The following is a 26,764-nucleotide window of genomic DNA, read 5'->3' as shown; positions in this document are numbered from 1 at the left end:
TTCTTCAATCGCAGGGCGGATCGTTCTTTGAGCGCCATCACTTCGCCGGCGAGCGCGCAACGCGGGCTCACGCAAAGCGCGTTCGCGCGGCCGTCGCTTCCGCGAATCACCCGCACACGGAGTTCCGCACGCCGTATCGCGTGATCAATTTCCACGCATGCAATAGTTGCTTCAACGACACGACGTGCGACTTCGACAACCGCGATTTTCTGTGGTGTCCGCGCCGGCGCGGCAAGCCAAGCCGCTTTCAATGCACTTCGGCGATCTCACCCGAGCAGGTCATCGCTCGGGTGGATCGACTGATTGCGGATCACGGCTTGGCCTAGACCTTCTGCAACGCCGTGAGCGCGGCCTGCAATTCAGCGGGTTCGTAGGCCGCAAGCACATCCGCGACCGGCTTTTCCAGCGCCTTCAGGTTCGAGCGCAGAATTTCCTGCTTCACGATCAGCAACTGGCTCGGATGCATCGAAAACTCGGTGAGCCCGAGGCCGAGTAACAGGCGCGTGACGGCGGGATCGCCCGCCATTTCCCCGCACACCGACACCGGCACGCCCGCGCGCTTCGCCTCGCGCAACGTGAACGCGATCAGGTTCAGCACCGCCGGGTGCAGCGGATCGTAAAGATGCGCGACGCTGTTATCGGCGCGATCGATCGCGAGCGTGTACTGGATCAGATCGTTCGTGCCGATCGACAGAAAATCGAGCCGGCTCAGGAACAGCCGCACGGCGATGGCCGCCGCCGGAATCTCGATCATCGCGCCGACCTGAACCTGACGGTCGTACGCCACGCCTTCGTCGTCGAGTTGACGCTTCGCCTCGCGGATCAGATCGAGCGTCTGGTCGATTTCCTGTGCGTGCGCGAGCATCGGAATGAGAATCTTGGTCGGCCCGAACGCCGACGCCCGCAGAATGGCGCGCAGTTGCGTGATGAACATCTGCGGCTCGGACAGGCTCCAGCGGATCGCGCGCAAGCCCAGCGCGGGATTCGGCGCGGTTTCGTAGCCATCGCTTCCGGTCATGGAATCGAGCGGCTTGTCCGCGCCGACATCGATCGTGCGGATCGTCACCGGCTTGCCGTTCATCAACTCGACGGCGCGCTTGTACGCCTCGAACTGCTCCTCTTCCTCCGGCAACTGGTCCTTGTGATTCATGAAGAGGAATTCGGTGCGGAACAGGCCGACGCCCATCGCGCCCGCTTCGACGGCGACTTGCGCGTCTTCCGGCAACTCGATGTTCGCGCACAGTTCGATCTTCGTACCGCAGAGCGTCTGCGTCGGCGAGAATTTCAGGCGCTGGAGCTTGCGCTGTTCCAGCAGTTTCTCGCTCTGACGATACGAATACTCTTCGAGAACGATCGGCGCCGGATCGACGATCACGATGCCATGATCGCCGTCGACGATGATGAGATCGTTCTGGCGGATCAGCACGCTCGCCTGCTGCACGCCGACGGACGCCGGAATGCCGAGACTGCGCGCGACGATCGCCGTATGCGAGGTGCGGCCGCCGAGGTCGGTGACGAAGCCCTTGAACGCCTGCGTCTTGAACTGAAGCATGTCCGCCGGCGCGATATCGTGGGCGACGACGATCATTTCGTTGTGCCCGTTGCTGGCGGCCGTATGCACGACGAGCGACGCGGCCGTCGGCGCGCCGGCCAACGCTTTCAAAAGGCGCTCGACGACCTGCTCGACGTCCGCCTTGCGTTCGCGCAGATATTCGTCTTCGATCTCGTCGAAATAACCGCCGAGGATTTCCAGTTGCTCGGTGAGCGCCCACTCGACGTTGTAGCGGCGCGTGCGAATCAGGTCGATGGTTTCCTGCACGAGCATGGCGTCGTTCAGGATCATCGTATGGACGTTGATGAACGCGCCCATTTCGCTCGGCGCATCGGCGGAAAGGTCTTCGCGCAGCGCTTCGAGTTCGGCGAGGACGGCCGCCTGCGCCGCGTGGAATCGGGCGATTTCCGCGTCGATCTGATCCGGCTCGATCAGATAGTGGTCTACGTCGAGCGCCGCCGGCGCGATCAGATACGCGCGCCCAATGGCGATGCCGCGCGAGACGGGAATTCCATGCAGCGTGAAGGACACGCGCCCTCCTCTAGTTCTTTGAATGTCGCGGTCTGCCAGGCGCCCCCTCGACGGGCACAAACCGCGCGTCCATTATATGTTCGATCGTGCTCACAAGTCCCTGAACACCCGGTGACGACAGGGCCGGAACGGTTGCACGACGTTACGCGAAAGCGTGATGCGGATACGAAAAAGCCGCGTCGATGCGCGGCTTTTCACTGACGGACACTGCGGCGAAACGCTTACTGCCCTTCTCCGAATTTATCGGCGATGAGCGCGAGAATGGCTTGCATCGCTTCGGCTTCGTCCGCGCCTTCGGTTTCGATCGTCACCGTGCTGCCGATGCCCGCCGCCAGCATCATCACGCCCATGATGCTTTTCGCGTTGATCCGGCGCCCGTTGCGGCTCATCCAGATCTCGCATTGAAAATTGCCCGCCAGTTGTGTGAGCTTGGCCGAAGCGCGTGCGTGGAGCCCCAGCTTGTTCACGATTGTTGTTTCTTGTTGCAGCATGATGCTCCGAAGCGCTAGATGGATGAAATGAGCGGCGTCAGTGGCTGGCGGCCTTCGCGCTGATGAGATCGGCGCTCGCCGAGCATGCCGGATCGGGCGAGCCGGCGGCCTTCGTCGCGAGGGCGCAGGGGTTGAGCGGCGTGGACGAATCCAGTTCCTGGATGCCCTTCGAGCCGCCCTGAAGAATCTTTTCGGCGAGCGTGTCGAGCGGCGTCGCGCGGTAGCAGACGGCGCGCACGAGCATCGGCAGATTGCAGCCGGCGAGCACGCGCACATCGGTGTCGTGCAGGCTCGCCGCGATGTTCGCGGGCGTCGCGCCGAACACGTCGGTGAGCACGATCGCGCCGTTTTCTTCTTTCAGGCGATCGATTTCGGAGCGCGCGAACGCGCGAACTTCGACCGGATCGCAGTCGGGCATCACGTCGATGACGCCGATGCGCGCCGGCAAGCCACCGTAAATATGTGCGATGCACTCGCGTAGCGCGGTGGCGAAAGGTGCGTGCGCGATGATCAGAATGCCAGCCATGTCAGGAAATTGCCTCAGCGACAAATCAACGACGAAAAATCGGACAAATACGTCGGAGTTCGCTCGAAAGCGCGCGAGCGGCGCGGAACACAACTCTAAAGTGGATGCCGTTACAACGAAATCAACCGCCTTCCAGCTTCATTACCCCAAGCCTGCGCGTCGATGCTTAAGCGAACTTTAAGCGCACTTTTAGACGCGATCGCGCCCCAGAAACGCGGGCGCGGGAAAGTCAATTCTAACAGTCCCGCCGAGGTGAGTTTGGCGCGCTGTCCGCGCGCGTTTCGTTGGCCGGCAGACTCAGTGCGCCGCGCGCTCGAGCGCGTCGATAAACATGCCCGCAACGTCGAAGCCGGTCTGATCCATGATTTCGCGAAAGCACGTCGGACTCGTGACGTTGACTTCGGTGAGATAGTCGCCGATCGCATCCAGCCCGGCGAGCAGCAGGCCGCGCGCCTGCAGCACCGGCCCGAGCGTCTCGGCGATTTCGCGATCGCGCGCCGACAGCGGCTGCGCGCGCCCGAGCCCGCCCGCCGCGAGATTGCCGCGCACTTCGCTGCCCTGCGGAACGCGCGCCAGCGAATACGGCACCGGCTGACCGCCGATGACGAGAATGCGCTTGTCGCCATCCTTGATTTCGGGGATGAACTTCTGCGCCATCACCGTGCGCGCGCCGTCCTCGGACAACATCTCGACGATCGAGCCGAGATTCATCCCGTCCGCCTTCACGCGGAACACGCCCATGCCGCCCATGCCGTCGAGCGGCTTCAGGATCACGTCGCCGTGCTCGGCGTGGAAAGCGCGCAGGCGCGCGGCATCGCGCGTGACGAGCGTCGGCGTGACGAACTGCGGCCATTCCGCGATGGCGAGCTTCTCGGAATGATCGCGGATCGCCTGCGGTTTGTTGAAGATGCGCGCGCCGTTGCGCTCGGCGATCTCCAGCAGCCACGTCGCGTTCACGTATTCCAGATCGAACGGCGGATCCTTGCGCATCAGCACGGCGTCGAAATGCGTGAGCGGCAGATGCTCGGCCTGCTCGGCGGCATACCACGGCCAGCGGTCACTGTTGGCCTCGTCGCCGACGATCGCGATGCGCCGCGCGCTCGCCTCGACCTTCGTTCCGGTCCACGCGAGATGCTGCGGCTCGCACGCATAGAGCACGTGGCCGCGCCGCGCGGCTTCGGCCATCATCGCGTAGGTCGTGTCCTTGTAGATCTTGAAGCGATCGAGCGGGTCGGCGATAAAGAGGATGTTCATGACGATTTGCTAGTTCGGTGCGCGGCCTGCGAGCTTACCGCAAGCCGCGAACTCACACCTGAATGGCTTCAGGATCGGTCTTTTCGAGCTCGACCGATGCCGCCAGCAGCGCCAGCCGCGCCACCACGCCGTACATGTAGAAGCGGTTCGGCGGCGCGGCGCCGGGCTTCGCGTGCGTGTCGGGCAACGCCGTGTGCTCGAAGCCGAGCGGCACGAAATGCATGCCCGGCGCGTTGAGGTTCTGATCGCGCTCGCGCGAATCGTGCACGCGGTAAAACCCGCCGACGACATACCGGTCGATCATGTACACGACCGGCTCCGCGACCGCATTTTCCACGCGCTCGAACGTATGCACGCCTTCCTGCACGATCACGTCGTGAACTTGCAGGCCTTCCTTGGCGTCGTTCATCTTCGTGCGTTCGCGCTTGGTCAGCGCGGCGACTTCGCTCGCGTCGTGGACGGTCATCACGCCCTTTCCGTACGTGCCGGCATCCGCCTTGATGACGACATACGGACGCTCGCTGATGCCGTACTCGCGATACTTCTTCGCGATCTTCTTGAGCACGCCGTCGATGGCTTCCGCGAGCGCTTGTTCGCCCGTGCGCGCTTCGTAATCGACGCCTTCCACATGCGCGAAGTACGGATTCACCATCCACGGATCGATCTCGACGAGTTTCGAGAACTTCTTAGCGACGTCGTCATAGCAGGAGAAATGGGTCGACTTGCGGCGCACCGCCCAGCCGGCGTGCAGCGGCGGCAGCAGATACTGCTCGTGCAGATTTTCCAGCACGGGCGGAATGCCGGCCGAAAGATCGTTGTTGAGCAGGATCGAGCAGGGATCGAAGTTCTTCAGGCCGAGGCGCCGCGGCGTGCGTTCGAGCGGCTCCAGCACGATTTTCTGGCCATCGGCGAGCGCGATGGTCACAGGACCGTGGATATTCTCGTCCAGCGTGCCGAAGCGGATGTTGAGCCCCGCTTGCCGCATGATGAGCGCGAGGCGCGCGACGTTCTCGAGATAGAACGCGTTGCGCGTATGGCGCTCGGGAATGACGAGCAGATTCTTCGCGTCCGGGCAGATTTTTTCGATGGACGCCATCGCTGCCTGCACCGCGAGCGGCAACACTTCCTGCGGCAGATTGTTGAAACCGCCGGGAAAGAGATTGGTGTCGACGGGCGCGAGCTTGAACCCCGCGTTGCGCAGATCGACGGAACAGTAGAACGGCGGCGTGTGCTCCTGCCATTCGAGCCGGAACCAGCGCTCGATGGCGGGCATGGCCTCGAGGATTTTCCGCTCGAGATCGAGCAGCGGGCCACTTAACGCCGTAACAAGGTGCGGAACCATGTATTACTCGCGGAAGAAGACAAAAGATTGTAGAGCAATTGCTTTGCCTAAATGGGTATCAACCGCCAATTGACAAGGTTTTGCGGCCCGCGCCGCGCCGCTTCCACGCACTTTTCCGCCTGTCGCTTCAATAGGTTTGGCCGCCGCCTTCGACGAAACCCGGACGGAAATGGCGCACCAAAAAAATGCCCGCCATAAGGCGGGCGAAGTCGCTGCGCTCGTTCCTTGCTCGCAGCCTACGCGCTCTCGCGGCGCGCCGGTTGCGGCGTAAGACTTACTCGACGTGCTCGCCGTGCAGCGTGACGTCGAGACCTTCGCGTTCCTGTTCTTCCGTGACGCGCAGGCCCATGGTCATGTCGATGATCTTCAGCAAAACGAAGCTGACGACGCCGCTGTAGACGAGCGTGACGAGCACGCCCTTCGCCTGCACGAGCACGCTGCCGTCGAAGCCGCCGATGTCCTTCACCGCGAACACGCCCGTCAGCAGCGCGCCGATGATCCCGCCCACGCCGTGCACGCCGAACGCGTCGAGCGAGTCGTCGTAGTTGAACTTGTGCTTGAGCCACGTCGCCGACCAGAAGCAGACCACGCCCGCGACAATGCCGATCACGATCGCGCCCGTCACGCCGACGAAACCCGACGCCGGCGTCACGGCCACCAGACCCGCAACCGCGCCCGAGATGATGCCGAGCACCGACGGCTTGCCCTTCGTGATCCACTCCGCGAACATCCAGCCGAATGCGGCGAACGCGGTGGCGATCTGCGTCGTGAGCATCGCGAAACCGGCACGGCCGTCAGCCGCCACTGCCGAACCCGCGTTGAAGCCGAACCAGCCCACCCACAGCATCGATGCGCCGATCAGCGAGAGCACGAGGTTGTGCGGCGCCATCACTTCGCGGCCATAGCCGACGCGCTTGCCGAGCACGAGACAGCACATCAGACCCGCGATACCGGCGTTGATGTGAACCACCGTGCCGCCCGCGAAGTCGAGCACGCCAGCCGATGCGAGCCAGCCGGTAGGTTCCCAGACCATGTGCGCGATCGGCGAGTAGACGATCAGCGACCACAGCGCCATGAACACGAGCATCGCCGAGAACTTCATGCGATCCGCGAACGCGCCGGTAATGAGCGCCGGGGTGATGATCGCGAACGTCAGCTGGAATGCGAAATAGACCGACTCGGGGATCGTCACGGCCAGATGGCTGACGGTAAGCGTCGTCGCCTTGTCGCCCTTGATGTAGGCCATGCCGTGCAGAAACACGCGCGAGAAGCCGCCGAGGAACGAGCCGCCCGGCGTGAACGCGATGCTGTAGCCGACGACCGTCCAGAGGATCGTCACGAGACAGCAGATCGCGAAGCTCTGCATGACCGTCGCGAGCACGTTCTTCTTGCGGACCATGCCCGCGTAGAAGAGCGCGAGGCCGGGAATCGTCATGAACAGCACGAGCGCCACCGAAGTCAGCATCCACGCGGTGTCGCCGGAGCTGATCTTCGACGAATCGACCATGACCGGCTCGGTCGGTGCGGCCGGCGCGGCATCGGACGCGGCGGATGCGCCGGACGCGGCTTCTGCCGCCGATGCCGCCTGAGCCGACGACGCCATCGCCGTGTTGGCGCTTTCGGGCGCGCTTGCAGCGGGTGCCGAGGCTGCGGCCGGAGCGGACGCATCCTGAGCGAGAGCGGTGCCGACATTCGCGCCGATCAGCGCGCCCGCCACCAACAGTGACATCAAAAAGTTACGCATTCTTCTGGTTCCTCTTATCGCCAATTTCTTGTTAGAGCGCGTCGGCGCCGGTCTCGCCGGTGCGGATGCGGATCACCTGTTCGATCGAGGTGACGAAGATCTTTCCGTCACCGATTTTTCCCGTGCGTGCGGCGCGTTCGACGGCTTCGATCGCCTGATCGACGATGTCGTCCGAGACGGCCGCCTCGATCTTCACTTTCGGCAGAAAGTCGACGACGTACTCCGCGCCCCGATACAGCTCGGTGTGCCCCTTCTGTCGGCCAAAGCCTTTCACCTCGGTCACGGTGATGCCCGAGACGCCGATGGCCGAGAGCGCTTCACGCGCTTCGTCCAGCTTGAACGGCTTGATGATTGCGGTAATGAGCTTCATGTATCCCTCGCTGTGGTGTGCTGATCCTTCGATGCCGTCCATTGAAGCGTGCAGAAAAGGTCGCGCCACTTATGCAACTCGTATGCCATGCGAGCATCCATGCGGCTTTGCGCGATTTCGCGAAACAATCGCACGAAGGGTCGGCCGAACGGCTAACGCGGGCCGCGCGTGCTGGCGTCGGGGTAGGTTCATTGCTAGAGTGGTCCAGAGGTCCCGCAAAAAGGGGCATGGGCGGACAACGCGAGCGCGCGGCGGCGCTAAAATCGCGGCGCCTCAAAGGTGCTTCGACGCGCGTTCGCGCATTCGGCGGCGCGCACCAATATCGAACATTCGATAATTCGGGGCACTGACCTAACAATGAATGCACTTTTTTTGTGCAAGAAGGGAGAAACGATGAAGCAGCCCAACGACGTTTTCAACGATTTGCAGCAGAAGATGAGCGATCTCTTCAAGAATTCGCCCGCGAAAGACGTCGAACGGAATATGAAGGCGATGCTCTCGCAAGGCTTTTCGAAGCTCGATCTCGTGACGCGTGAGGAATTCGACACGCAGACGCAAGTGCTCGTCCGCACGCGCGCTCGTCTCGAAGAACTCGAAAAGCGCGTCGCGCAGCTGGAGCAGCGTCTCGCGGGCGGAAATACGGCCGCGCAAGACTGAGGCGCCAGCACTGCCTATCGCGTACCTCGGCTAGCGAGCCGTGAGTTTCTAGTTTTATTGCCGGCGCGGTCCATGCGCCGTTTCAGGTGAAATCATGTCGCTTGCCGTGGTACGCAGCCGCGCGCCCGCTCCTGGGCGCGCGCCCGAAGTCGTCGTCGAAGTCCATCTCGCCAACGGGTTGCCGTCGTTTTCCATCGTCGGTCTGCCCGATCTCGAAGTCCGCGAAAGCCGCGAGCGCGTGCGCGCCGCGCTGCAGAACTGCGGCTTCGATTTCCCCGTCCGCAGAATCACCGTCAATCTCGCACCCGCCGATCTTCCGAAGGAAAGCGGCCGCTTCGATCTGCCGATCGCGCTCGGCATTCTGGCCGCGAGCGGACAGATTCCGGCCGCAGCGCTCGAACATCGCGAGTTCGCGGGCGAGCTTTCGCTGACCGGCGCGCTGCGTCCGATGCGCGGCGCGTTCGCAATGGTCTGCGGCGCGGCGCGCCACTATGCATCGATGCGCGATGCAGCCCCGCCAATCCCCGAAATCTACGTGCCGCTCGCAAGCGCGGCGGAAGCGGCGCTCGTGCCGGGCATCGAGGTCTTCGGCGCGGCGGACTTGCCCACGCTCTGCGCGCATCTGAACGATGTCCCCGACGCCCGTCTGCGACCCGTGCAAGCCGCTCCGCTTCCCTCGACAGCCGCGCCGTCCGCGGATCTCGCCGATGTCATCGGCCATCCCGCCGCCCGCCGCGCGCTCGAAGTGGCGGCTGCGGGCGGTCATCATCTGCTGATGGTCGGTCCGCCCGGCGCGGGCAAGTCGATGCTCGCCGCGCGCCTGGCCGGCCTGCTCCCGCCGATGAACGACGACGAAGCGCTCACCTCCGCCGCGATCCTTTCGGCGAGTTCGCTCGGCTTTACGCCCGAGCAGTGGCGGCGACGGCCGTTCCGCGCGCCGCATCATTCGGCGAGCGCGGCGGCGCTCGTCGGCGGGCGCAATCCGCCGCAGCCGGGCGAGATCACGCTCGCGCATCTCGGCGTCCTGTTTCTCGACGAGCTGCCCGAATTCGACCGAAAAGTGCTGGAAACCCTGCGTGAGCCGCTCGAAGTCGGCCAGATCACGATTTCGCGCGCCGCACAGCAGGCGGAATTTCCGGCGGCCTGCCAGCTCGTCGCCGCGATGAATCCATGTCCGTGCGGCTGGCGCGGCGACCCGAGCGCGCGCTGCCGCTGCTCGCCCGATGTCGCCGCGCGTTATCTGCGCAAGCTGTCGGGTCCGCTGATGGATCGCATCGACATTCAGATCGAGTTGCCGGCGCTCTCGCCCGCGGAACTGTCGGCGCGCGGCACCGAGCGCGGCGAGTCGAGCGCCGTCGTCGCGGCGCGGGTCGCGGCGGCCCGCGACATACAGACGCAGCGTCAGGGCAAGATCAACCGCGATCTCGACGGCCGCGAAGCCGACGCCGTCTGCCGCCCCGATTCCGCCGGCGAAGCCTTGCTGCGCGCTGCGGGCGAGCGCTTCGGCTGGTCCGCGCGCGCGTACTACCGCGTGCTGAAGGTCGTGCGGACGATCGCGGATCTCGCCGGCGCCGATATGCCCGACGCGTCCCATGTCGCGGAAGCCGTTCAGTACCGCCGGGCGCTGTCGATCGCCTGAAGCCAGCGCGGACGCGGGGTGGTCCGCGCGATGCTAAGCGGAAAATTACTTGTCAAGACTTGACTTATGCACACTGAAGCGATCCGGGGCGGTCCTTCGTCTGATCAAACCCCGGTTTTGGCCACATTTCACAGACCATTGATTTTATTGAATTATTTAACTTGCCGCGAACGAAGGCAAACTAACGTAAACCGCGTGAGTCGGGCTTTTGAGCGCTACCACACACTGTTTTCCACAAAGTTATCCACAGACATTGTGGATAGCGCAAAAAGTCCATATGAATCCGAGAATTAGCGCGTAAACTTCTGAAGGAACTTCGGCTATTTCCGACACACTAAGACACTTCTTAAGTTAGTGCCTGCAGAATTCGAGGCCTTCCTCTAAAACAGTTTGAAGGACGAAAAGAACTGCTCGGCCTGCTCGGTCGGCGTCGTCTTGTCTGACACGATCGCCAGTTGATAGACGTGCGCGCCGCGTGCCACGAAGCGCGCGTGAATCGTCCGCGACTCGCGCTTGTCCCCCCCTTCGCCCTTCACCTCGATCTCGCTGCCTAACACGCGTCCGCCCGCCGCGAGGTCGATCTGCGTCGCACGCGCCTCGGGCTTCGCATTCACGTTGCGCGCGAGACCTTGCTGGAGGAAATCGAGTGTCGCGCGCTGCAATTGCGGATCGGCGCTCGGCAGCACGACCGTGCCGACGGCGAACACGGCGTCGCCGGCTTCTGCGGTCTGCATGCGCATCGTCATCGACCGGCCTGCGATGTCGATCTTGCGCTCCTCGGAACGCGGCTTCGCGGGCAGCGTCACTTCGTAGCCGTCGTCGTTGTTCGTCACGGTGCGCCAGTCATATGAGGGCGTGCACGCGAGCAATGCGCCGCATGTGACAGTTGCGCACATCAGCTTGTTGGCGGAAGCAATATTCGGAAGAAAGCGCGCGGCCGCGCGCCGCAAACGGACAGGAAACACGGGGAAAACTCGTTTCATGAGGAATCGCTGCGTGAAAACCATCATTATCGCGCTGCGATGCCGGGCTTATCGGCGCGTCACGAACGCATCCCGAAATTGGCGCTAAAATACGCAGCAGTCTCCGTTCCGTTCGCCGGAGCGCCATCCGAGGTTCCCATGTCCCAAGCCACGCAAGAAACATCCACGCGCGCGAAGAGTCCGCTGCGTTACATCGTGATGGCGCTCGTCGCGGGCGTGATCGCCTGCACCGGGTATTTCGCCTTCGGCGGCCAGCAGAAAGTGCCGGACGCGACCTTCACGCTGCTTTCGGGACAGAAGATTTCGACGTCGGGCGATCTGAAGGGCAAGGTCTATCTCGTCAATTTTTGGGCGACGAGCTGCGAGACATGCATGAAGGAAATGCCGCAGATGATCGACACGTACAACAAATTCAAGGGCCGCGGCCTGGAGTTCGTCGCGGTCGCGATGAACTACGACGCGCCGATGTACGTCAACAACTACGCGCAGACGCGCAAGTTGCCGTTCAAGGTCGCGATGGACGACGGCAGCGCCGCCAAGCAGTTCGGCAACGTGCAACTGACGCCGACGACCTTTGTCATCGACAAGAACGGGAAGATTTTGAAGCGCTATGTCGGCGAGCCGACGTTCGCGGAACTGGATCAACTGCTCGACAAGGCGCTCGGTTCGGCCTGAACGCCTTTACGCGAAACGCGCAGCCCGCTGGCGACAACCAGCGGGCTTTTTTATCGCTCGGACGAATCGCCTTTCACGACGATTCCGTATCGCTTGATCTTCTCGTACAGCGTCGCCTTGCCGAGCTGCAGCCGATCCGCCGCCACCGCGACCGCGCCGCCGCACTGCTCCAGCGCCTGCCCGATCACCGCGCGCTCGAACTGCTCGGTGCGTTCCTTGAGCGATTGCGTCGATGTGTCGAGCGCCGCCGCCGCACCGCTGTCGTCGAGAATGCCGAGCACCATGCGATCCGCCGCGTTGCGCAACTCGCGCACGTTGCCCGGCCAGTCGCGCTGCATCAGTTCGGCGCGCTGACGATCCGTGATGAGCGGCGCGGGCCGCTCGTAGCGCACGGCCGCATCGAGCAGAAAATGCTCGAAGAGCGGCACGATATCTTCGCGGCGCTCGTTGAGCGGCGGCAGCGTGATCGTCACCACGTTCAGCCGATACAGCAAGTCGCGTCGGAACGTGCCATCGGCGACGAGTTCGTTCATGTCGCCCTTCGCCGCCGCGACGACGCGCAGATTCGCGCGCACCGGCTGATTCGAGCCGAGCCGCTCCAGCACGCCGTCCTGCAATACGCGCAGCAGTTTCACTTGCAATGACAGCGGCATGCTCTCGATTTCATCGAGAAAGAGCGTGCCGCCCGACGCGTGTTCCAGCTTGCCGATACGCCGCTTCTGCGCGCCCGTAAACGCGCCGGCCTCGTAGCCGAACATCTCCGATTCGAACATCTGCTCCGGCAGCGCGCCGCAATTCACCGCGATGAACGGCTTGTCGCGACGCGGCGACATGTCGTGCAGGCTGCGCGCGATGAGTTCCTTGCCCGCGCCCGTATCGCCGTTGATGAGCACGGAGGCATCCGTCGGCGCGATGTTCGCGATCAGCCGGCGCACCTGCTCGATCGCGAGACTGCGCCCGATGATGCGGCTCTGCCCCGCGCCCGCCAGCTCGCGCCGCAGCGCCTGATTCTCGAGCACGAGCGTGCGGCGCTCCAGCGCGCGGCGCACCGCTTCGATCAGGCGCTCGGACGCGAACGGCTTTTCGATGAAGTCGTAGGCGCCGTCGCGCATCGCCTGCACGGCCATGGAGATGTCGCCGTGGCCGGTGACGAGAATGACCGGCACTTCGGGCGCACGCTCGCGGCATTGCGCGAGCAGATCGAGGCCGCTCGCGCCGGGCAAGCGGATATCGCTCACGATCACGCCGGGGAAACTCGCGTCGATCGCGCGCGCGGCGGATTCGACGCTGCCGTGCCCGATCACGTCGAAGCCCGCGAGTTGCAGGCTCTGCACGCTCGCGCGGCGCACGAGTTCGTCGTCCTCGATGAAGATCACCTGCAAACCGGTGGTCATGTGTTGCTCCAACTGTGTTTTCAAGCGCGCCGCAAAGTCAGCACGAACTCCGCGCCGTGCGAATGATCGGCGTCCGCCTGCGTGCCGCCTTCGGGACCGTCCGCGACGATCGGCGCCTCGCGATTGCGCGCGACGAGCGTGCCGCCGTAATCGCGCGCGATCGCCGATGAAATCGCAAGCCCGAGGCCCAGTCCCTGCCCCATTTCCTTCGTCGTGAAGAACGGCTCGAAGAGTTTCGGCAGCGCATCGACGGGAATGCCGGGACCATTGTCGCGCACGATGAGCTCGATCGTATCCGCGTGGCCATTCAGTTCGATGACGATGCGCGGCCTGTCGCACGACGCGACCGCATCGAGCGCGTTGCCGATCAAGTTGATGAGCACCTGCTCCAGCCGCAAGTCCTCGCAACGCACGAAGATCGGCGCGCTGCCTTCGGCGAGTTCCGGCGCGATATCGATGACGACGTTCTTCATGCGCGGACGCAGCATCGAGAACACTTGGCGCAGCGCCCGCGCGACGTCGGCGCGCGCATTCTTCGGCCGCGCCTTCGTGACGAACAACTTCAGCTGATTCGTGATGTTGCCCATGCGCTCGGTCAGCGACGCGATCGCTTCGAGATTCTCGCGCGCCGCCGCTTGATCGCCGCGATCGATCAGCACGCGAGTGTTGTCGGAAAAACTGCGCAACGCGGCGAGCGGCTGATTCAGTTCATGCGTGATGCCCGCCGCCATCTGGCCGAGCGCGGCGAGCTTGCTCGCCTGAATGAGCTCGTCGTGCGCGGCGCGCAGATCCTGTTCAGCGCGCGTGCGCTCGTTCACTTCCTTCGTGAGTTGCGCGTTCGCTTCCGATAAATCCGCCGTGCGCTCCGCGACGCGTTGATTCAATTCGGCATACGCGGTCTGCAACATCTCCCGGCTGCGGATCATCTCGCGCACGCGCGCGCGCCGCATGCGCCAGTAGAACGCGAGCAGGCACAGCGAGACGAATACGAGCGCGGTGACGATGACCGCGATCTGCGCGCCGCTCTCGACGGGATCGAGCGCGGCCATCGTGATCAGTTGCCAGTCGGGTTCGCCGATGGAGCGATGCGTCGCGAGAAACGCCGGCGCATGGTGTCCGTCTCGCCCGCCGCCGCCGACGCGCACGATCTGCGCGCCGCCCTCGAGCGTCTTTACGACAGTCATCGGCAGCGGCGTGATCGCCTGTTGCGCGTATTGGCGCGTCGCATAGACGGACGCCTCGACGTTCTGCGGCAGCGGCCGCACCGTGTGATATTTCCACGCGGGCACGGACGAGAGAAAGATGACGCCGTGATCGTCGGTGACGATGAGCGGCTCGGATGCATCCGCGCCTTGCAGCCATTCGAGATTCAGCTTCACGACCGCGACGCCGATGATCTCTTTCGTGCCCTCGCGATAGACCGGTTGCGAGATGTAGTAGCCGGGCTCGGTCGAGATCGTCCCGATGCCGAAGAAACGGCCGGTGCTGCCCTTCATCGCGTCGATGAAATACGGCCGGAAGTTGTAGTCCACGCCGACGAAACTGTCCGTCGCGTTCCAGTTGCTCGCGGCAACCGCGATGCCGTTTGCGCGGATCAGATACGTCACGGTGGCGTGCGAGCGCGCGTTGAGGTCTTCGAGATAACGGTTCGCGCGCTCGACGTTCGCACGATCCGGATGATCGAGCGCGTCCTGCACGACCGGATGCCGCGACAGCAGATAAGGCAGATATTCGTAGCGGTCGAGCGTGCTCTTGAGCGTGTTCGTCGTGCGATCGACGCGCGCGGCGGCGTTGAGCCTCAACTCGTCGATGCCGCTTTGCCACGCGAGATGCCACGTGAGCGCGCAGCACGCCACGAGCGCGGCGAAAAGCGCGAAGAACACGACGATGCGGCGCGACACGTGAGCAGATTCCCGCGAAAGAGGATCTGCCATTGTGTCATAGGCTTGTGGCGAATCAGGCGCCGGAAACGACTGCGGCGAAGCACTCGCGGACTGAGGCTTCGCCGCTTGCATGATCGCTTCCGGCTTCAGTGCGGATTCAGACCGACTTCGCTTCTTCGGCGTCGGTCACGTCGACATCGCGCGACAACGCCGCCTTCAGCTTGCTGCGATCCAGCTCCTTCTCCCATGCCGACACGACGACCGTCGCCACGCCGTTACCGACGATGTTCGTCAGCGCGCGGCATTCCGACATGAAGCGGTCGATGCCGAGAATCAGCACCATGCCCGCGAGCGGAATCGTCGGCACGACGGCGAGCGTCGCGGCCAGTGTGATGAAGCCTGCGCCGGTCACGCCGGAAGCGCCCTTCGACGTGAGCATCGTCACGGCGAGCAGCGTCAGTTGCTGGCCCCACGAGAGATCGGTGTTGGTCGCCTGCGCGATGAACAGCACGGCCATCGTCATGTAGATGTTGGTGCCGTCGAGGTTGAACGAGTAGCCTGTCGGCACGACGAGACCCACGACCGAACGCGAGCAGCCGAGCTTTTCGAGCTTGAGCATCAGTTGCGGCAGCGCGGCTTCCGACGACGACGTGCCGAGCACGATCAGCATTTCTTCCTTGATGTACGCGATGAACTTCAGGATGTTGAAGCCCACCATGCGCGCGATCGCACCGAGCACCACGACGACGAAGACGATCGACGTCAGATAGAACGTGCCGATGAGCTTGAGCATCGGCAGCAGCGAACCGATGCCGTACTTGCCGATGGTGAACGCCATCGCGCCGAACGCACCGATCGGCGCAAGCTTCGTGATGATGCCGACCATGCCGAACAGGATGCTCGACAGACCTTCGATGAACGTCGTCACGACCTTGCCGCGCTCGCCGATATGCGCGAGCACCGCGCCGAACAGGAGCGCGATCAGCAGGATCTGGAGGATTTCGCCCTGCGCGAACGCCGACACCAGCGTGTCCGGGATGATGTGCAGGAAGAAATCGACCGTGCTCTGGCCGTGCGCCTTCGTCGCGAAGGAATCGACGGCCTTGTGGTCGAGCGTCGAAGGATCGACGTTGAAGCCGACGCCCGGCCGCAGGAGGTGCGTCGCGGCGAGACCGAGGATCAGCGCGAACGTCGACACGACTTCGAAGTACAGCAGCGCCTTGCCGCCGACGCGGCCGACCTTCTTCATGTCTTCCATGCCGGCGATGCCGGTCACGACGGTACAGAAGATGATCGGGCCGATGACCATCTTGATGAGTTTGATGAACCCGTCGCCGAGCGGCTTCATGTCGGTGGCCAGCGAGGGATAGAAGTGCCCGAGCGCGATGCCGATGATGATCGCGACGATCACCTGCACGTACAGGACTTTATGGATGGGTTTTTTCACGATGTTTCCAGGCGATAACAAGCAGTTGGCGGAAGTACGGCCAGCGGCGAGCGTTGACGCGGGGCGGGCGTGTGTGGGCACGTCTGAACGCGTCGATGGGCGATAGCCGCTTCGTCGACGGATCAGGGACGTTTGGATGCGAGAGGGGTCATCGGCTTGTCTCCTTGACTTTTATGGGCGGCTCATGGGCCGTGCCGTTTGTATCGCAAGGGCAATGCCAGGTTTAAGTTTCGCTTAAGCCGATGATTCTATGGGAGTTTTCTGAGCGGCTGGCGGCTTCGAATCCGGGATTCCGGAAATCCGGAATGCGGGCGTCCGGGGTTCTGGACGGTTAGCGCCTCGATTACGAGAAACAAAAAACCCACCGTCTCCGGTGGGCTTTCTCTCAGCGGAAGGGCGAAACCGGCGTCAAACCACGCCCGCCCCATGCGCCTGCACATCCGCGTGATAGCTCGAACGCACCATCGCGCCGACCGCCGCGTGCGTGAAGCCCATCTTGTGGGCCTCTTCCTCGTACATCTTGAAGGTATCCGGATGCACGTACGCCCGCACCGGCAGATGATGCTCCGAAGGCTGCAGATACTGCCCGATCGTCAGCATGTCGACGTCGTGGGCGCGCAGGTCGCGCATCACCTGCAGAATTTCCTCTTCCGTTTCACCGAGACCCACCATCAGGCCCGATTTCGTCGCGACTTCCGGATGCAGCGCCTTGAAGTCCTTCAGCAACTTCAGCGAATGGTGATAATCCGAACCCGGACGCGCTTCCTTGTAGAGACGCGGCACCGTTTCGAGGTTGTGGTTCATCACATCGGGCGGCGCGGCGGTCAGAATGCCGATCGCGCGATCCAGACGCCCGCGGAAGTCCGGCGTCAGAATTTCGATGCGCGTTTCCGGCGAATGCTCGCGAACCTGCCTGATGCACTCGACGAAGTGCGCGGCGCCGCCATCGCGCAGATCGTCGCGATCGACGGACGTGATCACCACGTATTTCAGCTTCAGCGCGCCGATGGTGCGCGCGAGATTCAGCGGCTCGTCGGCGTCCAGCGGATCGGGGCGGCCGTGTCCGACATCGCAGAACGGGCAGCGGCGCGTGCACTTGTCGCCCATGATCATGAACGTCGCGGTGCCCTTGCCGAAGCATTCGCCGATGTTCGGGCAGCTCGCTTCCTCGCAAACCGTATGAAGACTGTGCTCGCGCAGGATCTTCTTGATCTCGTTGAAGCGCGAGTTGCCCGTCGCGGTGCGTACGCGAATCCACTCTGGCTTCTTCAGCTTCTCGATCGGAATGACCTTGATCGGAATGCGCGATGTCTTCGCCTGTGCCTTCTGCTTTGCAGTGGCGTCGTAAGCGGTGGGCGACGAAGCAGAAGCGGCGGTGTCGCCAGCCAGGTTTGCGTTTGCGTCAGTCATTCGGTCGATCCGGTTGTTGCAGCGGCAATTGCGGGGAGGCCGCCGATTTGAAGTGCCAGCCGTTCGGCCAGCACGAGAGCTACGTCGCGCCAGTCGGCCGCGACGCCGAGCGTCGCCATGTCGACCGTTTCGAGCCCCGCGTAGCCGCACGGGTTGATTGCGAGGAACGGCTGCAGGTCCATTCGCACATTGAGGCTCACGCCGTGATAACTGCAGCCGTTGCGAATCTTGAGTCCGAGCGCGGCGATCTTCGCGCCTTCATGCGCCTGCGTACGATCGTTCGCGCCTTGAGGATGCCGCGCCACGTAAATGCCCGGCGCGCCGGCCTTGCGGTCGGTCGCGAGATTATACGTCGCGAGGGTTTCGATCACGGCCTCTTCGATGCGCCGCACCAGCTCGCGCACCATGAGCTTGCGGCGGCGCAGGTCGATCAGCAGATAAGCGACGATCTGCCCCGGCCCGTGATACGTGATCTGTCCGCCCCGATCCACCTTGACGAGCGGAATGCCGCTTTCGGCGAGCAGCAGATGCGCCGGATCACCCGCGAGACCGAGCGTGAAGACGGGCGGATGCTCGACGAGCCAGATTTCGTCCTGTGTTTCGGGCGTGCGAGCGTCGGTGAAGGTGCGCATCGCGTCGAAGCTCTGGCTGTACGGTTCGAGACCGCGCCAGCGCAACGCGACCGGAAAGTCACCGGAACTGAGCACGGTGGCGGGCGCGTCGTGGATTGCTTGTGGGATGGCGAGCGGTGTAGCGAACATGGTGCCGGTAGTTTACCGAAATAGCCCCATGCCCGCCGATGGTGAATTCGCATGCCTTCGATGGCAAATGCGAATACTTGGGGTCAGACGGTTCTCCATCCGGAGCCCAACCGCTGCGCGAGACGCTCGATGCGCGTCGAAACCCAGTGCATCGCGCGTTCGTCGCAGCGCGGCAGGATGGTGAAGACGACATAGGCCGGACGGTCGCCCTCGACGGAAAGCCAGAGCCGCTCGCGCTCGCGCAGCTTGAGATTGTCGCCGGGCACGAGCCAGTAATCCTCGATGTCGTTGCTTCGCGTCGCCCAGACGGGACTGCCGTGGACCATGAGACGCGTGCCGCGCGCAATTCTCATCGGCACGGTTTCGCCGGGCTTGATTTCAAAGGTGACGCTTGTTGATATTTCTCGCATGATCCACTCCGCCAAGGGAACGTTTCGATGACTACAATCCTAGGCGTGACAAGGCATCAGGCAAAACGATCAATTTTCACTGCTATGTGAGCTGTATTGACAACGACACCGCCGACAATCCATATGGACCTCCGCCAGCTTCCCGCCCTGAACGCGCTGCGCGCCTTCGAAGCCGCCGCCCGTCACGAGAGCTTTTCCCGCGCCGCCGACGAGCTTTTCGTCACGCACGGCGCGGTCAGTCATCAGATTCGCGCGCTGGAGTCGGAGCTCGGCGTGTCGCTGTTCGCGCGCGACGGCAAACGCGTGCGTCTCACCGATCGCGGCCGGCAGTACGCGGCGGAAGTGCGCTCGGCGCTCGTCGCGCTGGCGGAATCGACGCGCCGCATCCGCTCCGGCGATCGCGACCGGCGGCTGATCGTATCGACGATTCCGTCGTTTTCCGCCCGCTGGCTGACGCCGCGCGTCGGCAGATTCATCGAGCAGCATCCGGATATCGATCTCGAACTGCTGACGACCGCCTCGCTCATCGATTTCAACCGCGACGACGCGGACGTGGCGCTGCGTTTCGGCTACGGCAAGTACGCGGGTCTGCACACCGAGGAATTGCTCGACGAGGTTTTTTTCCCGGCGTGCTCACCGAACTTTCGCGGCGGCGCGCTGCCCCGCGTGCCGCGCGATCTGGAAAAGCTGCCGCTTCTGCGCTCGGACGACGAGCTCTGGCGTCCGTGGTTCGACGCCGCGGGACTCACCGATCTGCCCGAACCGAAGCGCGGCGTCTTGTATGAGGATTCGTCGAATTTGCTGCAGGCGGCGATCGACGGTCAGGGCATCGCGCTCGTGCGCCGCTCGCTCGCGATGCAGGAAATCATCGCGGGACGGCTCGTGCGGCTTTTCAATGTCGAAGGGCCGAGTCCGTGGAAGTATTACTTCGTGTGCCCGACCGCGCTGCTTCAGACGAAGCGCGTGCACGCGTTCAGGGAGTGGGTTTTCGAGGAAGCGGAGCAGTTCAGGCTGCTCTACGAGCGCACGCCGGCGGTGTGCGATGCGCCCGCGGGCAAGATCAAAGCACTACCTTGACCATCGGATGGCCGGTGAGCGCGCGATAGATATCGTCGAGATGCGCGCGATTCTGCGCGCGCACGGTGCAGGTGAGACCGGTGTAGTTGCCGCCCGAAGACGGGCGCGACTCCACACGCGACTCGTCGAAATCCTTGTCGAAAGCCTTGAGCACATCGACGATCGTGTCGTGGAATTCCGGATGCGTCTTGCCCATCACCTTGATCGGGAAATCGCAGGGAAAATCGAACAGCTCGTCGGCGCTGTGCTTGGCGCTGTCGGTCGGATCGGTGGCTTGTGGCTTGTCAGTCATGACTTTCTCCTTCACTTGCCGCGCTTGGCCTCTTCGGCGAACTCGCGCGCTTTGGCCCGCTGGTAGGCGTCGTACAGTGCAGCATAGACCGGTCCGGGGCGGCCGTCGCCGACGCTCTTGCCGTCGAGCGTCGTGACCGGCATGACTTCTTTCGTCGCCGAGCTGATCATGACTTCGTCCGCCGAACGCAATTCTGCTTCGGTGATGTCGCGCTCCTCGAACGCGATACCCGCCTCGCGCGCCAGTTCCTCGATGAGCCCGTAGCGGATGCCTTCGAGAATGCGCGGTCCGCGCGGCGCGCCCAGCAGCGTGCCGCCCTTCACGATCCACACATTTGAGGACGAACCCTCGGTAAGCAAGCCGTCGCGCAACTGAATGGTTTCGAGCGCGTCGTTTTCGGCGGCGTGCTGCGCCATCAGCACGTTGCCGAGCAACGACACCGATTTGATGTCGCAATGCAGCCAGCGTTTGTCTTCGGCGGTGACGGCGACGGCGCCGCGCGCGCGATCCGCCGCGCTCGGGAACACGAGCTGGCCGAGCATGACGAACACGGTCGGCACGATTCCCGCCGGGAACGCGTGCCCGCGCCGTTTGGCGACGCCGCGCGTCACCTGGATGTAGACGAGCGCATCGCCCGCGCCGGCGTTCTCCGCGATGACGCGATCGATCAGCGCGCGCCAGCCGGCGTCATCGAACGGATTGCCGATGCGAATCTTGCCGAGACTGCGATCGAGCCGCGCGAGATGCTGCTTCAGGCGGAACGGCAGACGCGCGCCGTCGGCTTGCGCGTAGAGCGGCACGACTTCGTACACGCCGTCGCCGAAGATGAAACCGCGATCGAGCACGGGAATGCGCGCTTCGGAAAGCGGTCCCCACTCGCCGTTCAGATAGACCGTCGGATCGAATGCTTCGGCTTGGCTCATCACAGGCTCCTTACTTACGCTTTTGCCACCAGAGCAGCGCCGAATCCCACAGGCGGCCGAAGATGCCCGCTTCCGGCACATCCTGCAACGCGACGAGCGGGAACTGCGCGACTTCCTTGCCATCGGCCATCATCTTGACGCTGCCGATCTGCTGGCCCTTCTTGATCGGCGCGACGATCAGATTGTCGTGCGTGACCGTCGGCTTGACCTTCTCGCCCAGGCCCTTCGGCACGGTGATGTACTGATCCGTCGTGACGCCCGCCTGCACGTTGTCGGCCGCGCCCTTGTACACGCGCGGCGAATCGATCACCTGATTCGCCTTGTACAGACGCAGCGCGTCGTACGCGGTGTAGCCGTAGTTCAGCATCTTCAGGCTGTCCTGCACGCGGTTGTGCTCTTTCGGCTCGCCCATCATCACGGCGACGAGGCGGCGGCTCGCGTCGGGCACGCCGACGAGCGAACGCTTCGCGGTCGCGATCAGGCAGTAGCCGGCGGCCTTCGTGTGGCCGGTCTTGAGGCCGTCGACGGTCGGATCGAGCCACAGCAGGCGATTGCGGTTCGGCTGCTTGATCTTGTTGTACGTGAAGTCCTTCACCGAGAAGATGCTGTAGTACTCGGGGAAGTCGCGGATCAGGCGCGTCGACAGCACGGCGAGATCGCCCGCGGTCGTGTAGTGCTGCGGATCGGGCATGCCGTTCACATCGGCGAAATTCGTGTGCGTCATGCCGATGCGCTTCGCCGCCGCGTTCATCAGCGTGACGAAGTTGCCTTCGCTGCCGCCGACGAGTTCCGCGAGCGCGATGGCCGCGTCGTTGCCCGACTGCACGATCATGCCGTACACGAGATCGTGCACGGTGACGGGCTTGTTCGCCTCGATGAACATGCGCGACTCGTCGGTGCGCACGCGGCGCACGGCCTCGCTCGGCATGACGGTCTGATCCATGTTGATCTTCTTCGACTTCAACGCATCGAAGACGAGATACGCGGTCATCAGCTTGGTGAGCGATGCCGGCTCGACGCGCTCATCGGGATTGCCCGAGGCGAGCACCTGATTGCTGGTGGCGTCGACGAGCACCCACGAACGTGCCGTCACGTCGGGCGGCGGAACCTGGGCGAAAGCGCTCGCCGCCGCCAGCACGGCGGGCAGAACGAAAACGGCTTTTGCGGAAACGGAAACGGAAGGAAAAGACAGGCCGGAAGGGACAAAGCGCATAGGATCGATCGGCGGAAAAAGCACGCTGCGACGATGACGATCGAGGATCGGATGATCGGCGAAGCACGGGTTGAACAGGCTGACCGTCGCTGTCGGTCGGGCATTTCGCCAGGACAGCGGCACGCGCGGCGCCGCGGCGAAAAGCGCTCGTTCGACAGACGGACGCAAAAACGGTTCTCAGAAGCCGGGGTTTCGACGGCCGCGATACGTCGAATGCAACGTCGCGCGGCCGGAATCCGTGAAAAAATTCTGCGCCATTATACGCGCGGGCCGCTTCCGTTTTCCTTGGAATCTGCGCGGTTGCCGCTCGTTTTAACGTTTTTCAGGCTGCGCTTAGCCGCTTTTGCCGATCGATGACGAGCGATGCGCTCAACGCCACGCGTCGACGATCACGCGCTTCAGAATATGCAGCTTGCGATGGAAGAAATGCTCGCCGCCCGGAATTACGACGACGGGCAGTTCCTGCGGCCGCGCCCAGTCGTAGACGGATTGAATCGGCACGGTGTCGTCGACTTCGCCGTGGATCACGAGCGTCGTGTCGGGCACGGGCGCGACTTCCCAGCGGCTCGCCGCCGTGCCGACGAACACCATGCGCTCGATGTCCTTGCCGGCATCACGCATGCGCTTCGCGACGTGCGACAGCACGAAGGTGCCGAACGAAAAGCCCGCGAGCACGATCGGCACGTCCGCCTGACCCGGCTGCGCGCGCATGTGATCGATCAGCGCGAGCAGATCGTCCTGTTCGCCGATGCCGTTGTCATGCTCGCCGCCCGTCTGTCCGACGCCGCGAAAGTTCGAACGATACGTCGTGTAGCCGAGCTGGACGAACGTGCGCGCGAGCGTCTGCGCGACCTTGTTGTCCATCGTGCCGCCGAAAAGCGGATGCGGATGCGCGACGAGCGCGATGCCGCGCGGCGCGCTGTCGGTCTTGTCGAGCGCGCATTCGATCTTGCCGACCGGACCGTCGATGAGAAACTTTTCGGTTTGCGCGTTCATGCGGGTTGATCGATCAGAAGACGTTCGACGATTTTGCCGTTGGCGAGATGCGAATCGACGATCTCGTCGATGTCGGTTTCATCGACATACGTGTACCAGGTACCTTCCGGATACACGACCACGACCGGCCCGAGTTCGCAGCGGTCAAGACAGCCGGCCTTGTTGATCCGCACGTTGCCTTCGCCCGCGAGACCCAGTTTTTTCACGCGCTTTTTAGCGTATTCCTGCATGGCCTGCGCGTTGCAGTTCGCGCAGCTCGGACGCGCCGCATCGGCTTCGCGCTGGTTCAGGCAGAAGAACACGTGGTACTTGTAGAAGGAATCCATGAGCGGGTGCGATGAGAGTGTCGGTCGATTATAGCCAGCGATGTTCGTGCCCGCCGTATCAGGCCGAGCGCCCCGCCTTGCGCGCGCGCCGCCGCGCGAGCCACGCGCGCTCCGCCGCCGAAGCGAGCCAGCCGAGCGCCGCGTACGGCCACACCCACGCGAGCCAGTGCGCAAGCCCGTTGAAATGCAGATAGCGGCCCTGCCGCCAGTCGGCGAGCACGATGTCGAAATACGGATTCACCGGCAGCAGATTGATGAGCGCGAGCGAGATCACGAGCGCCCCGCCCGCGAGCGCCGCGCGCAAGCCGCGCGGCAACGCGACCGACAGCACGCCCGCGATCGTCGCGATGGCGATGCCTTCCAGGGCGCCGTCCGTCGCCCAGTCGAAGGTCAGGCCCGCGCGCGATTGCAGAAAGCTTGCGCCCGCTTTCGCGAAGATCGTCATCGCGATCAGGCCGAGCATCAGGCGGATGCGTGGCGCGCGCTGCCGCGTGAGCAGCGTCGCGAGCACGAGCGCGGCGAACAGGCTCGTCGATGTGATCAGCGCTTCCCAGGCGTCGTCCGGCAGAAGCGCGCCGAGCCGGTCCGGCCAGCTTTCGATGTCCCACGCGGCGGGCGTCCACGCGAGAATCGCGTCCTGCATCGCCGGGTCGAGCTCGTCCCACAGCACGCGCGGAAGATCGCCGCCGCCGAAGAGATACGGCGCGGGGAACATCGCCGCGAACGGCCAGAGCGCCGTCAGCCCGAGCACATACGCCGCGTCGCGCTCGAACCACGTAAAGCGGATGCGCCGCAACAGGCCGCGATCGAGCAGCGCGCTCGTCGCGGGCGCGATCAGCATGCCGCCGACGAGCGCGCCGAACGCGTTCGCGGCGAGATCGAGGTTCGAGGCGACGCGCGTCGGCAGATACGTCTGGATCGCTTCCATCGCGCCGGAGAGCAGCGCGCCGCCGATGAGCGCCGCGCCGACCGCGAATGTGCCGCGCAGACGCGGATAGAGCGCGAGCACGATCAGCGCGCCGAGCGGCATGTAGCCGAGCACGTTGGTCACGACATCGAAAACGGTCAGATATTGCGGCAGCGGATCGGTGAGATACGCGAACGGGCTCAATCCGAGCGAGCGCCAGCCGGAAAACGGATAAAGCGAACCGTAGACGACGAGCGCCGCATACGCGGCGAGCGCCTGCCGGGAGAACGCCGACGGGCGACGCTGCCATTGCTTGATCGTCATGAGCCGCCCGGACGCTTCGATGCTGGGCGGAAGATCATCGTGACGCGGAGAGCGGCTGCGCGGCGAGCCACGCGGAAAGTTGCGCGATCACATCGTCCGATGCAGCCGCGAGCGCCCGCGCGCCGCCGGGGGCATCGGCGCTCGGCGCGGGCGCGCTCGCGGCGAAGCTGCGCTGGCCGACGACGCGGCCTTGCTGCGTGAGCGTCGCGCGCACCGACACGAGGCCGCGGCTTTGCTCGGGCGCATCGAAGACCTGTTCGAAGCTCGTCAGCTCGACTTCGAGCAGCGGCACGGCGCGCACCGGATCGGCGCCCGACAGAACCGGGCCGCGCGCCGCGAGCGCGTCGCGCAGGCGTTGCGTCAGCAACTGCGCGGGCGGCATCGTCCAGTGGCTGTTCGAATAGTTGCCGGTGCGCTGTGCATCGACATAGCTCAGCCGATACGCGAACGAATCGGTTTCGAGACTGCGCGGCGCGCCCACCGCGAGCACTTTGACCGGCGGCATCGGCGCGGCGTTGGCGCTTGCGTTGGCAGCCGGTATCGCGCCGAGGTCGTAATGCGCGTTCGGCATCGCGGTCGACGTCGATCCGCAACCTGCGAGCAACGCGGCGCAGCCGAGCGCGAATGCCGCGACCGCTCCTTTCATGTCGATGTCCGTCATATCTTTTCCCCGATCAATGCGCCGCTTTCGCCGGCCACGCGAAGCCCGGCTCGCCCGGTCCCGGCTCCTTCTGCGGCGCGCCGAAGAGCACGCTGCGCGGATTGGTGCTGAACGCGTCGGCGGCGCGATCGACGGAACGCGCCGCCGCGCTCACGTCGTCGCTGAACGAATAGAAGCGCGGCAACGCCTCGAAACCGACGCGCGCCGTGATGAAACGCAGCGATTCGTTCATGTCCGCGAGCGCCGCGCCCGCGTCTTCGGCGGCCTTGCCCGCCTTGTTCAAGTTGGACACGAGCGGGCCGTCCGGACGATTCAGGTTCTGCACGAGCTGATGCGTCGAGGCGAGCGTCGTGTTGATCTGCCTGAGCGTCTGCGGCAACTGCGCCGTCGCGGGCTGCACCTGGCTCGCGAGCGTCGCGATGCCGTCGGCGGCGGTTTGCAGGCTCTTCGTCGTCGCCATGAGCTGATTGCGCACGTCGTCGGAGAGGAACTTGTCGGCGTCGTCGGAAAGGCGCTCGAACTTCTTCAGGATGATGTCGCCGCGCTGCTGCAACTGCTCGAAGAGACCGGGACGCATCGGCACTTCGGCGACGTGCTGCGGCGACGAAGCCAGCGCGGCCGTATCGGTGCCGGTGTCGTCGAGCTGCACGAACGCGATGCCCGTCACGCCCTGAAAGCCGAGCGTCGCGTACGTGGAATGCGTCATCGGCGCGTTCTTGTCGACGACAATGCGGATGCGGATCTGCCCCGGATGCGACTTGTCGAAGCTGATCGACTGCACCTTGCCGACGCCCAGGCCGCGATAGCGCACGGCCGCGTCCGTGAAGAGGCCGGTCACGTTGGTGCGCGCGATCAGATCGTACGGCACGCGCACGGTGCGATCGACGTTGAAGAAGAACACGGCGAACGCGATGGCCAGCACGAGCACGATCGTGAAAAGCCCGGTCCAGAACGCGTGTGATTTGTTTTCCATCGG

General features: G+C 64.0%; 27 protein-coding genes. 5 read left to right on the top strand and 22 right to left on the bottom strand.

Going from position 1 to position 26,764, the window contains the following annotated elements; all coding sequences use genetic code 11:
• Nucleotides 1–322: 322 nt before the first annotated feature.
• From ptsP to QCE58_RS02355, 7 genes are all read right to left on the bottom strand, one after another.
• Nucleotides 323–2,083 carry a phosphoenolpyruvate--protein phosphotransferase gene (gene ptsP, locus QCE58_RS02385; RefSeq protein ID WP_008351786.1) on the bottom strand — a complete coding sequence of 587 codons (1,761 nt, stop codon included), beginning with the start codon at nucleotides 2,081–2,083 and terminating at the stop codon, nucleotides 323–325.
• Between the two features lie 221 nt (nucleotides 2,084–2,304).
• Nucleotides 2,305–2,574, bottom strand: a complete 270-nt coding sequence (locus tag QCE58_RS02380) for an HPr family phosphocarrier protein (RefSeq protein WP_008351787.1) — start codon at nucleotides 2,572–2,574, stop codon at nucleotides 2,305–2,307.
• 37 nt (nucleotides 2,575–2,611) lie between these two features.
• Entirely contained in the window at nucleotides 2,612–3,100 is a 489-nt protein-coding gene (locus QCE58_RS02375; protein WP_008351788.1) for a PTS sugar transporter subunit IIA, read from the bottom strand.
• A 297-nt stretch (nucleotides 3,101–3,397) separates the two neighbouring features.
• Complete coding sequence (gshB, locus tag QCE58_RS02370) at nucleotides 3,398–4,354, bottom strand: glutathione synthase (RefSeq protein WP_008351790.1); 957 nt, start codon at nucleotides 4,352–4,354, stop codon at nucleotides 3,398–3,400.
• A 52-nt stretch (nucleotides 4,355–4,406) separates the two neighbouring features.
• Nucleotides 4,407–5,696 carry a glutamate--cysteine ligase gene (gene gshA / locus QCE58_RS02365; RefSeq protein WP_033536547.1) on the bottom strand — a complete coding sequence of 430 codons (1,290 nt, stop codon included), beginning with the start codon at nucleotides 5,694–5,696 and terminating at the stop codon, nucleotides 4,407–4,409.
• 274 nt (nucleotides 5,697–5,970) lie between these two features.
• Nucleotides 5,971–7,440 (bottom strand): ammonium transporter, encoded by a 1,470-nt coding sequence (locus tag QCE58_RS02360; protein ID WP_008351793.1) that lies wholly within the window; start codon nucleotides 7,438–7,440, stop codon nucleotides 5,971–5,973.
• A 31-nt stretch (nucleotides 7,441–7,471) separates the two neighbouring features.
• Entirely contained in the window at nucleotides 7,472–7,810 is a 339-nt protein-coding gene (locus QCE58_RS02355) for a P-II family nitrogen regulator (RefSeq protein WP_008351794.1), read from the bottom strand.
• A 393-nt stretch (nucleotides 7,811–8,203) separates the two neighbouring features.
• Here QCE58_RS02355 and QCE58_RS02350 point away from each other — a divergent pair, with 393 nt between their 5' ends.
• A complete protein-coding gene (locus QCE58_RS02350; RefSeq protein WP_008351796.1) occupies nucleotides 8,204–8,467 on the top strand; it encodes an accessory factor UbiK family protein in 264 nt (87 codons plus the stop codon).
• A 94-nt stretch (nucleotides 8,468–8,561) separates the two neighbouring features.
• Nucleotides 8,562–10,106, top strand: a complete 1,545-nt coding sequence (locus QCE58_RS02345; protein WP_175979755.1) for a YifB family Mg chelatase-like AAA ATPase — start codon at nucleotides 8,562–8,564, stop codon at nucleotides 10,104–10,106.
• Nucleotides 10,107–10,486: 380 nt separating this feature from the next.
• Here QCE58_RS02345 and QCE58_RS02340 read toward each other — a convergent pair whose 3' ends face one another.
• Complete coding sequence (locus QCE58_RS02340; RefSeq protein ID WP_250456624.1) at nucleotides 10,487–11,089, bottom strand: hypothetical protein; 603 nt, start codon at nucleotides 11,087–11,089, stop codon at nucleotides 10,487–10,489.
• A 138-nt stretch (nucleotides 11,090–11,227) separates the two neighbouring features.
• Between QCE58_RS02340 and QCE58_RS02335 the strand changes: the two genes are divergently transcribed.
• Nucleotides 11,228–11,764, top strand: coding sequence for a peroxiredoxin (locus tag QCE58_RS02335; protein WP_008351800.1), 537 nt, complete (start codon nucleotides 11,228–11,230; stop codon nucleotides 11,762–11,764).
• A gap of 50 nt (nucleotides 11,765–11,814) precedes the next feature.
• Here the strand turns inward: QCE58_RS02335 and QCE58_RS02330 are convergent, their stop codons facing one another.
• The 6 genes from QCE58_RS02330 to QCE58_RS02305 all read right to left on the bottom strand — a co-directional run bounded on the left by QCE58_RS02330 (nucleotide 11,815) and on the right by QCE58_RS02305 (nucleotide 19,069).
• The gene (locus QCE58_RS02330; RefSeq protein ID WP_008351801.1) at nucleotides 11,815–13,158 is read right to left on the bottom strand and encodes a sigma-54 dependent transcriptional regulator; all 1,344 of its coding nucleotides are present in this window, start codon (nucleotides 13,156–13,158) and stop codon (nucleotides 11,815–11,817) included.
• A 20-nt stretch (nucleotides 13,159–13,178) separates the two neighbouring features.
• Nucleotides 13,179–15,173 carry an ATP-binding protein gene (locus tag QCE58_RS02325; protein WP_034470486.1) on the bottom strand — a complete coding sequence of 665 codons (1,995 nt, stop codon included), beginning with the start codon at nucleotides 15,171–15,173 and terminating at the stop codon, nucleotides 13,179–13,181.
• Between the two features lie 25 nt (nucleotides 15,174–15,198).
• A complete protein-coding gene (locus tag QCE58_RS02320; protein ID WP_008351804.1) occupies nucleotides 15,199–16,488 on the bottom strand; it encodes a dicarboxylate/amino acid:cation symporter in 1,290 nt (429 codons plus the stop codon).
• A 408-nt stretch (nucleotides 16,489–16,896) separates the two neighbouring features.
• Nucleotides 16,897–17,898 carry a lipoyl synthase gene (gene lipA / locus QCE58_RS02315; RefSeq protein ID WP_250520905.1) on the bottom strand — a complete coding sequence of 334 codons (1,002 nt, stop codon included), beginning with the start codon at nucleotides 17,896–17,898 and terminating at the stop codon, nucleotides 16,897–16,899.
• A complete protein-coding gene (gene lipB / locus QCE58_RS02310) occupies nucleotides 17,895–18,659 on the bottom strand; it encodes a lipoyl(octanoyl) transferase LipB (RefSeq protein WP_250520904.1) in 765 nt (254 codons plus the stop codon). The genes lipA and lipB overlap by 4 nt, the downstream gene beginning before the upstream one ends.
• 83 nt (nucleotides 18,660–18,742) lie before the next feature.
• Complete coding sequence (locus QCE58_RS02305; protein ID WP_250520903.1) at nucleotides 18,743–19,069, bottom strand: DUF2917 domain-containing protein; 327 nt, start codon at nucleotides 19,067–19,069, stop codon at nucleotides 18,743–18,745.
• A 123-nt stretch (nucleotides 19,070–19,192) separates the two neighbouring features.
• Between QCE58_RS02305 and QCE58_RS02300 the strand changes: the two genes are divergently transcribed.
• A complete protein-coding gene (locus tag QCE58_RS02300; RefSeq protein WP_008351810.1) occupies nucleotides 19,193–20,146 on the top strand; it encodes a transcriptional regulator GcvA in 954 nt (317 codons plus the stop codon).
• Here QCE58_RS02300 and QCE58_RS02295 read toward each other — a convergent pair.
• Genes QCE58_RS02295 through QCE58_RS02285 form a run of 3 tightly spaced genes read right to left on the bottom strand, consistent with a single transcriptional unit; the run spans nucleotide 20,130 to nucleotide 22,574 of the window.
• Nucleotides 20,130–20,438: a YbeD family protein gene (locus QCE58_RS02295; protein ID WP_250520902.1), complete on the bottom strand. Its 309-nt coding sequence runs from the start codon at nucleotides 20,436–20,438 to the stop codon at nucleotides 20,130–20,132. The two genes, QCE58_RS02300 and QCE58_RS02295, sit on opposite strands and share 17 nt — an antisense overlap.
• 11 nt (nucleotides 20,439–20,449) lie before the next feature.
• Nucleotides 20,450–21,361, bottom strand: coding sequence for a D-amino acid aminotransferase (locus QCE58_RS02290; RefSeq protein WP_008351813.1), 912 nt, complete (start codon nucleotides 21,359–21,361; stop codon nucleotides 20,450–20,452).
• A 10-nt stretch (nucleotides 21,362–21,371) separates the two neighbouring features.
• A complete protein-coding gene (locus tag QCE58_RS02285; protein ID WP_033536586.1) occupies nucleotides 21,372–22,574 on the bottom strand; it encodes a D-alanyl-D-alanine carboxypeptidase family protein in 1,203 nt (400 codons plus the stop codon).
• 33 nt (nucleotides 22,575–22,607) lie between these two features.
• Here QCE58_RS02285 and QCE58_RS02280 point away from each other — a divergent pair, with 33 nt between their 5' ends.
• Nucleotides 22,608–22,931 carry a hypothetical protein gene (locus tag QCE58_RS02280; protein WP_144403732.1) on the top strand — a complete coding sequence of 108 codons (324 nt, stop codon included), beginning with the start codon at nucleotides 22,608–22,610 and terminating at the stop codon, nucleotides 22,929–22,931.
• Between the two features lie 12 nt (nucleotides 22,932–22,943).
• Here the strand turns inward: QCE58_RS02280 and QCE58_RS02275 are convergent, their stop codons facing one another.
• Genes QCE58_RS02275 through QCE58_RS02255 form a run of 5 tightly spaced genes read right to left on the bottom strand, consistent with a single transcriptional unit; the run spans nucleotide 22,944 to nucleotide 26,761 of the window.
• Nucleotides 22,944–23,570 carry an alpha/beta hydrolase gene (locus QCE58_RS02275; RefSeq protein ID WP_008351815.1) on the bottom strand — a complete coding sequence of 209 codons (627 nt, stop codon included), beginning with the start codon at nucleotides 23,568–23,570 and terminating at the stop codon, nucleotides 22,944–22,946.
• On the bottom strand, nucleotides 23,567–23,896 hold the full coding sequence (locus QCE58_RS02270; protein ID WP_008351817.1) for a ferredoxin: 330 nt from the start codon (nucleotides 23,894–23,896) through the stop codon (nucleotides 23,567–23,569). The genes QCE58_RS02275 and QCE58_RS02270 overlap by 4 nt, the downstream gene beginning before the upstream one ends.
• 58 nt (nucleotides 23,897–23,954) lie before the next feature.
• Nucleotides 23,955–25,127 (bottom strand): VanZ family protein, encoded by a 1,173-nt coding sequence (locus tag QCE58_RS02265; protein ID WP_250480230.1) that lies wholly within the window; start codon nucleotides 25,125–25,127, stop codon nucleotides 23,955–23,957.
• Between the two features lie 34 nt (nucleotides 25,128–25,161).
• Complete coding sequence (locus QCE58_RS02260) at nucleotides 25,162–25,788, bottom strand: ABC-type transport auxiliary lipoprotein family protein (protein ID WP_008351820.1); 627 nt, start codon at nucleotides 25,786–25,788, stop codon at nucleotides 25,162–25,164.
• A 13-nt stretch (nucleotides 25,789–25,801) separates the two neighbouring features.
• Complete coding sequence (locus QCE58_RS02255; protein WP_175979746.1) at nucleotides 25,802–26,761, bottom strand: MlaD family protein; 960 nt, start codon at nucleotides 26,759–26,761, stop codon at nucleotides 25,802–25,804.
• Nucleotides 26,762–26,764 lie beyond the last annotated feature (3 nt).

The sequence above is a fragment of the Caballeronia sp. LZ028 genome, assembly GCF_031451415.1.
Classification (GTDB): Bacteria; Pseudomonadota; Gammaproteobacteria; order Burkholderiales; family Burkholderiaceae; genus Caballeronia; species Caballeronia zhejiangensis.
The sequence above is the reverse complement of the archived record's forward strand: the minus strand, read 5'-3'. Positions and strand labels throughout refer to the sequence as shown.

Excerpts from the sequence above, each read along its gene's own strand:
- QCE58_RS02255 (WP_175979746.1), bottom strand. The coding sequence starts at position 26,761 with ATGGAAAACAAATCACACGCGTTCTGGACCGGGCTTTTCACGATCGTG.
- gshA (WP_033536547.1), bottom strand. The coding sequence starts at position 5,696 with ATGGTTCCGCACCTTGTTACGGCGTTAAGTGGCCCGCTGCTCGATCTC.
- QCE58_RS02335 (WP_008351800.1), top strand. The coding sequence starts at position 11,228 with ATGTCCCAAGCCACGCAAGAAACATCCACGCGCGCGAAGAGTCCGCTG.
- QCE58_RS02360 (WP_008351793.1), bottom strand. The coding sequence starts at position 7,440 with ATGCGTAACTTTTTGATGTCACTGTTGGTGGCGGGCGCGCTGATCGGC.
- QCE58_RS02325 (WP_034470486.1), bottom strand. The coding sequence starts at position 15,173 with ATGCAAGCGGCGAAGCCTCAGTCCGCGAGTGCTTCGCCGCAGTCGTTT.
- QCE58_RS02350 (WP_008351796.1), top strand. The coding sequence starts at position 8,204 with ATGAAGCAGCCCAACGACGTTTTCAACGATTTGCAGCAGAAGATGAGC.
- QCE58_RS02295 (WP_250520902.1), bottom strand. The coding sequence starts at position 20,438 with ATGACTGACAAGCCACAAGCCACCGATCCGACCGACAGCGCCAAGCAC.
- QCE58_RS02280 (WP_144403732.1), top strand. The coding sequence starts at position 22,608 with ATGACGATCGAGGATCGGATGATCGGCGAAGCACGGGTTGAACAGGCT.
- QCE58_RS02275 (WP_008351815.1), bottom strand. The coding sequence starts at position 23,570 with ATGAACGCGCAAACCGAAAAGTTTCTCATCGACGGTCCGGTCGGCAAG.
- QCE58_RS02355 (WP_008351794.1), bottom strand. The coding sequence starts at position 7,810 with ATGAAGCTCATTACCGCAATCATCAAGCCGTTCAAGCTGGACGAAGCG.
- QCE58_RS02290 (WP_008351813.1), bottom strand. The coding sequence starts at position 21,361 with ATGAGCCAAGCCGAAGCATTCGATCCGACGGTCTATCTGAACGGCGAG.
- QCE58_RS02340 (WP_250456624.1), bottom strand. The coding sequence starts at position 11,089 with ATGAAACGAGTTTTCCCCGTGTTTCCTGTCCGTTTGCGGCGCGCGGCC.
- QCE58_RS02270 (WP_008351817.1), bottom strand. The coding sequence starts at position 23,896 with ATGGATTCCTTCTACAAGTACCACGTGTTCTTCTGCCTGAACCAGCGC.
- QCE58_RS02285 (WP_033536586.1), bottom strand. The coding sequence starts at position 22,574 with ATGCGCTTTGTCCCTTCCGGCCTGTCTTTTCCTTCCGTTTCCGTTTCC.
- gshB (WP_008351790.1), bottom strand. The coding sequence starts at position 4,354 with ATGAACATCCTCTTTATCGCCGACCCGCTCGATCGCTTCAAGATCTAC.
- QCE58_RS02330 (WP_008351801.1), bottom strand. The coding sequence starts at position 13,158 with ATGACCACCGGTTTGCAGGTGATCTTCATCGAGGACGACGAACTCGTG.
- lipB (WP_250520904.1), bottom strand. The coding sequence starts at position 18,659 with ATGTTCGCTACACCGCTCGCCATCCCACAAGCAATCCACGACGCGCCC.
- QCE58_RS02345 (WP_175979755.1), top strand. The coding sequence starts at position 8,562 with ATGTCGCTTGCCGTGGTACGCAGCCGCGCGCCCGCTCCTGGGCGCGCG.
- QCE58_RS02305 (WP_250520903.1), bottom strand. The coding sequence starts at position 19,069 with ATGCGAGAAATATCAACAAGCGTCACCTTTGAAATCAAGCCCGGCGAA.
- lipA (WP_250520905.1), bottom strand. The coding sequence starts at position 17,898 with ATGACTGACGCAAACGCAAACCTGGCTGGCGACACCGCCGCTTCTGCT.
- QCE58_RS02260 (WP_008351820.1), bottom strand. The coding sequence starts at position 25,788 with ATGACGGACATCGACATGAAAGGAGCGGTCGCGGCATTCGCGCTCGGC.
- QCE58_RS02380 (WP_008351787.1), bottom strand. The coding sequence starts at position 2,574 with ATGCTGCAACAAGAAACAACAATCGTGAACAAGCTGGGGCTCCACGCA.
- QCE58_RS02375 (WP_008351788.1), bottom strand. The coding sequence starts at position 3,100 with ATGGCTGGCATTCTGATCATCGCGCACGCACCTTTCGCCACCGCGCTA.
- QCE58_RS02265 (WP_250480230.1), bottom strand. The coding sequence starts at position 25,127 with ATGACGATCAAGCAATGGCAGCGTCGCCCGTCGGCGTTCTCCCGGCAG.
- QCE58_RS02300 (WP_008351810.1), top strand. The coding sequence starts at position 19,193 with ATGGACCTCCGCCAGCTTCCCGCCCTGAACGCGCTGCGCGCCTTCGAA.